This window comes from Domibacillus sp. 8LH (assembly GCF_038806185.1).
Taxonomy (GTDB): Bacteria; Bacillota; Bacilli; order Bacillales; family Domibacillaceae; genus Domibacillus; species Domibacillus indicus_A.
Genome location: NZ_JAVJNG010000355.1, coordinates 1 through 232, shown reverse-complemented (window position 1 = coordinate 232; position 232 = coordinate 1). Strand labels below are relative to the sequence as shown.

At 37.1% G+C, this 232-nt stretch carries 1 protein-coding gene; it reads right to left on the bottom strand.

Annotation, left to right across the window (positions count from 1 at the left end):
* Window positions 1-232 (bottom strand): hypothetical protein (locus RG959_RS24995; protein ID WP_342799387.1); only part of this gene is annotated, 232 nt, incomplete at both ends.

The window sequence follows — 232 nt, the reverse complement described above, 5'->3', positions numbered from 1 at the left end:
CCATTCAATATAGGGCTCATGTTTTTCATAGTTTAATACTTTCAGGCTATCAGTATCTGAATAGATATAATCATTACCTACGGCTAAAATCCCCGTCCATAAATTACGGCGAGCATAGGCAGTAACCCAAATTCCCCACGCATAATATAGGAAGCGTTTTCGTGAACTATTATATTTTTCTATTTCCTCGTTTACGTCTACTTTTTCAAAGCCCCATTCATCACCATAAACC